This is a genomic window from Paenibacillus sp. AR247, assembly GCF_002968895.1.
In the GTDB taxonomy this organism is placed as follows: Bacteria; Bacillota; Bacilli; order Paenibacillales; family Paenibacillaceae; genus Paenibacillus_AQ; species Paenibacillus_AQ favisporus.
Genome location: NZ_PCZT01000018.1, coordinates 234,833 through 239,559 on the forward strand (window position 1 = coordinate 234,833; position 4,727 = coordinate 239,559).

The following is a 4,727-nucleotide window of genomic DNA, read 5'->3' on the forward strand; positions in this document are numbered from 1 at the left end:
AGTTCAGCGCGTTTTTCTTGTCATGGGTAAACAGCTGCGGCCAATATTCGCTCCGTGAACCGCGGTGCTCGACGACTGAGGCGAACGAGTGCACGCCGGACAATACATCCTCGTAACCGAACAGAGTGGCGTAAAGCGCTTTGCCGAAGGCAATCCTCTCGTTCAGGCTGGAGAACTGCTCCAGAATAAGTCCGACCATGGAATCGGCGGCGTAGCCGGCCGACTCGCGGATCCGGGACTTTTCTTCGGGGGTATGGAACACGTCGGCTTCGAGCTCCGGGATATGCGGCAGCATCGGGAAGACGACTTGATTCATCTGAAACTTGCTGTGCAGGGAAAATGCCTTTTTACGGAGAATCCGGCTTTGATAATAACCGTTCTGCACAACGCGGCCCTCAATATAATTTTGTTCATTGATGATCAGCCCGACGGCAAGCAGGGCGCTGTCCCGTTCAATCCAGAAGCGGTCCCAGAAGGGGCTCATGAACGCCGACACGCCAAAGCTCGGGAGCAGGTGAAACAAGCTCCGTCCAAGGCGCCGGCTGTGACTGTACAGCAGAAGCTGGGGGTAGGCGTCCTGAAAAATGAGCGCGTTACACCGCTCCAGCATCCGGTACAGGTCTTCCCGGGCGGAAGGCTCCATCAGATCAGACATGAGTCCGCCCTTCAGGTCGCTCATATTCCAGCCGGCGTTCCGCGACACCATGTGGGCCAAAAAGGACCAATGGAGCTCTGGATACTCCCGGTAGCAATCGTAATAGGCCTTTGTCCGCGTAATGTTGCTGCGGTTCGCCTCCCGGGTGCGGGTCCGGATCGTATGAAGAATGTCCTGCTCTTCCTGGGAGCGGGCATTCGTATGCCGGGGATAAGCCAGGTGGTGGCGCATTTCCCGCATCCGGCCGATGTCGCTGGCCATCCGGTCCAGTTGGTCGCGGATACTCTGGGCGGAGGTCTCCTTCCAGTCGAGCGGCCGGCGGCGGCGGGTCAGCTGCCGGGAGGCTTTCCAGCCGGCGGCTTTGCCGCGAGCGATCTCGGCGGCCGTCTTCGGCAGGGCCGACATGATCCGGATCCAGGCGGGTACAAGGGTGCGCTGCGCAGATGTTACCGGCATGTCCGTATCCTCCTTTCTTGGAAATCTCTCATTACCTTCAGTATGGCTAAAAAATTTGACTTCCACTCGGTATTTTGATTCACTAAGAGAAGAAATGGACAAGAATTGGACAAGATATGGGATAGAAAGGGCGGATATCCATGCAAAAAATTACTTCTCAAGCCGAATTTCAAGTCGCAATCCAGTCTCCGAGACTGACCGTAGCCGTATTTAAAGCGGATTGGTGCTCGGACTGCAAATTTATGGACCCGTTTATGCCGGACGTGGAAACGAAATTTTCGAACGATCTGACGCTTGTCGAAGTGGACGTGGATCAAGTCGGCGACCTCAGCCAGGAACTGAACATTTTGGGCATACCAAGCTTTGTGGCCTTTTCGGACGGCCGGGAGCTGGTGCGGCTGGTAAACAAGCTTCGCAAATCGCGCGAAGAAATCGAGGGATTCCTGAATACGGCGCTGGACGTATACAGAACGATTCATAAATAAGCTAATTCGCACCGCTCTTGCCGCACAGAGGCATTTGAGGCGGTGCTTTTCTCTTTAAAGAGCATCTTCATGGCATGGCTGTACGGAACCGAAGGTATTCGGGTTTCACTACCATTTGGCCGAACCGGCAGCGAAGCAAAGCCCCACTTCGTGGGGCTGTTTCATTTCTCCGACATTTCTCCGACATTTTGTCACAAAGTGGCCGTGATGTATGTCAAGGAATCAGGTATAATAGATGAGATTGGTAAAATATTGAGGTACCTGTCTTCAGTGGTAAAGTTTTTATTATGAGCAGCAGGTGAGAGAATTTTGAATACCAGACAATTGAAATGGCTCAGTTATTTAACGTTTGTCGTGATGTTTTTTGCGACGTTCGGCGGAACCGTGGTCACCAAGACCGATTCCGGACTCGGATGCGGGCATGAATGGCCGCTGTGTCACGGTGAGTTCGTTCCGGCGCATACCATCGCCTCATTAATTGAATATTCGCACCGGCTGGTCAGCGGGCTGGCAGGACTGACAGCAGTCGCGGTGGTGGTCGCCTTCCATCTGTTCGCCAAGAACCGGCGCGACCTGCGCACGTATTCGGTATTGACCCTTATTTTCGTATTGGTTCAGGCTGTCATGGGGGCAATGGCTGTCGTGTATGACCAGTCCTCGGCCGTGCTTGCCTTCCACTTCGGTTTCTCGCTGATCGCGTTTGCCAGCTCGCTGATGCTGGCCTTAGGCGCCCGCAGGATGGACAAACTGGGCGAGGCTTCGTACCCGTCCGGCGGTACGTCGCGCGTCAGCGCGACCTTCCGCGGCTATACATGGGCCGTGACCATCTACTCCTATATCGTCGTCTACATCGGAGCATATGTCAGCCATACCAACTCGGCGGGAGGCTGCCTGGGATGGCCGCTGTGCAACGGGAAGTTCATTCCCGAGCTGTCCGGAGGGGTGACTATCGCGTTTGTCCACCGGATCGCGGCACTGCTGCTGTTGATCGCGATCGCCGTACTGGCCGTCTGCGGCTACCGGCTGAACCGGGGGAACCGGGAGCTGCAGGGCCTCGGCATCGCCGCGGTAACGCTGTGCCTGATGCAGGTGTTCAGCGGGGCGGCGATCGTGTCGACGCTGAACAAGCCGGAGGTTTACATCTTTTCCGCGCTGCTGCACAATCTGCTGATTTCGTCTCTGTTCGGCGTGCTCTGTTATTTGAGCGTCCGCGTCTGGCAGACCGGAAGGGCGACGCTTCAGCAGCCGAAGTCCGCTTCGGCCGCCCGGGGAATCGGCTTTGAGCCGCAGGGCGGCAAACGATGAACTGAATACCGCTGCACATCCAAAGTCCGCGAAGTGATTCGAGGGCTTTGTTTGTAAGTTTATTTATTATTTTTTGGCTTATTCTGGAGAGGAATGATCGTGTGAGCTATCAAAATTTACGCCAATGGCTCGAAGCCTTGCGCAAGGAAAATGACCTGAAAGTGATCGAGGCTCCCGTGGATCCGTACCTGGAGCTGGCGGAGATCCACCGCCGGGTCATCGACGAACAGGGGCCGGCGCTGCTGTTTACGAATGTACAGGGGACTCCGTTTCCCGTGGCTACGAATCTGTTCGGTACCAGTCGGCGCGTAGACATGGCGTTCGGACCGCGTCCGGAGGAGCTGATGAAGTCCCTGGTGGGTGCGCTTGATACGATGCTTCCGCCGACGCTGTCGGCGCTGTGGAATGAACGCGGCCTGATCAAGGACATTCTAAAGGTAGGCATGAAAACCGTTCCGATGGGCGATGCTCCTGTGCTTGGCGTCTCCCGCAGCGACCAGCCGCTGACCAGCCGCTGAAAGACCTGCCGCGGGTCACAAGCTGGCAGGAAGACGGAGGCCCGTTCATTACGCTGCCCCTCGTTTATACGGAGAACCCATCGCGGCCCAAGGACCACAATCTGGGCATGTACCGCATGCAGATTTATGACAACCAGACGACCGGTATTCACTGGCAGATCCATAAGGGCGGAGGCTTCCATTACCACGAAGCCGAGCAGCGCGGCGAAGCGCTGCGCATGACGACGTTCCTTGGCGGACCGCCGGCCCTGATCGCGTCGGCGATTGCGCCGGGCCCGGAAATGCTGCCCGAGCTGCTGCTCACGTCCATGATTCTCGGCGAAAAGCTGCCGATGGTGGAAAATCCGCTCGGCGGGCACCGGATTCCGGCGGAAGCCGAGTTTGCGATCAGCGGCCTTGTCCCGCCGTTCGAACGGCGTCCGGAAGGTCCGTTCGGGGACCATTACGGGTATTACTCCCTTCTGCATGACTTTCCGGTCTTTCACGTCAACCATATGTGGCACCGCAAGGACGCCATTTATCCGGCGACGATCGTAGGCAAGCCGCGGCAGGAGGACTACTTCATGGGCGAATTTCTGCAGCGTCTGCTGTCGCCGGCCTTCCCGCTCGTCATGCCTTCGATCAAGTCGCTGTGGACGTATGCCGAGACGGGATTCCATGCCCTTGCTTCGGCTATTGTCCGCGTCAGTTACTCCCGCGAAGCGCTCGTATCCGCCTTCCGGATGCTGGGCGAAGGTCAGCTGTCCCTCACCAAATTCCTGATCCTGACCGACCAGCCGGTCGATCTCGAGAACGCCAGCGAGCTGCTGGAAACGGTGCTTGCGCGGTTTAACCCGACCGTCGATCTGTTTATATTTAATAAGACATCCCACGATACGCTCGATTACACCGGACGCAAGCTGAACCACGGCAGCAAAGCCGTGCTGATGGGGATCGGGGAGCCGGTCCGCGAGCTGCCGCGTGCTTATGAGGAGGGGCCGATCGCGGAGATCGAACAGATTGTTCCTTACTGCGGAGGCTGCCTCCTTGTCTCAGGCGCAGGGTACGAGGACGAACCGGAGCTGCCGGAGCGCCTGCTGCAGCGGCTGCAGGAGAAGAGAACCGAATGGCCGCTCGTCCTTCTGGTGGACGATGCCCGCCAGACGGCAGCCGACCAGACGTCCTTCCTGTGGACGGTGTTTACGCGCTTCAACCCGGCCACGGACATCTATGCGGGTGCCGAAGTACGGAATCACCATCTGTCGTACCGACTGCCGATTGTAGTGGATGCACGCATGAAAACCGGGTATCCGGACGAACTGATTCCGC

General features: G+C 57.4%; 3 protein-coding genes and 1 pseudogene. 3 read left to right on the forward strand and 1 reads right to left on the reverse strand.

What is annotated here, in order from left to right; translation table 11 throughout:
• Positions 1-1,111 (reverse strand): DUF2515 family protein (locus CPT76_RS26850; RefSeq protein WP_105445074.1); only part of this gene is annotated, 1,111 nt, incomplete at its 3' end.
• 140 nt (positions 1,112-1,251) lie between these two features.
• Here CPT76_RS26850 and CPT76_RS26855 point away from each other — a divergent pair.
• The 3 genes and pseudogenes from CPT76_RS26855 to CPT76_RS26865 form a co-directional block, all read left to right on the forward strand.
• Positions 1,252-1,596 carry a thioredoxin family protein gene (locus CPT76_RS26855; protein WP_076173701.1) on the forward strand — a complete coding sequence of 115 codons (345 nt, stop codon included), beginning with the start codon at positions 1,252-1,254 and terminating at the stop codon, positions 1,594-1,596.
• Between the two features lie 309 nt (positions 1,597-1,905).
• On the forward strand, positions 1,906-2,901 hold the full coding sequence (locus tag CPT76_RS26860; RefSeq protein WP_105445075.1) for a COX15/CtaA family protein: 996 nt from the start codon (positions 1,906-1,908) through the stop codon (positions 2,899-2,901).
• Positions 2,902-3,002: 101 nt separating this feature from the next.
• Positions 3,003-4,727: pseudogene (locus tag CPT76_RS26865) on the forward strand (UbiD family decarboxylase); the annotation flags it as partial.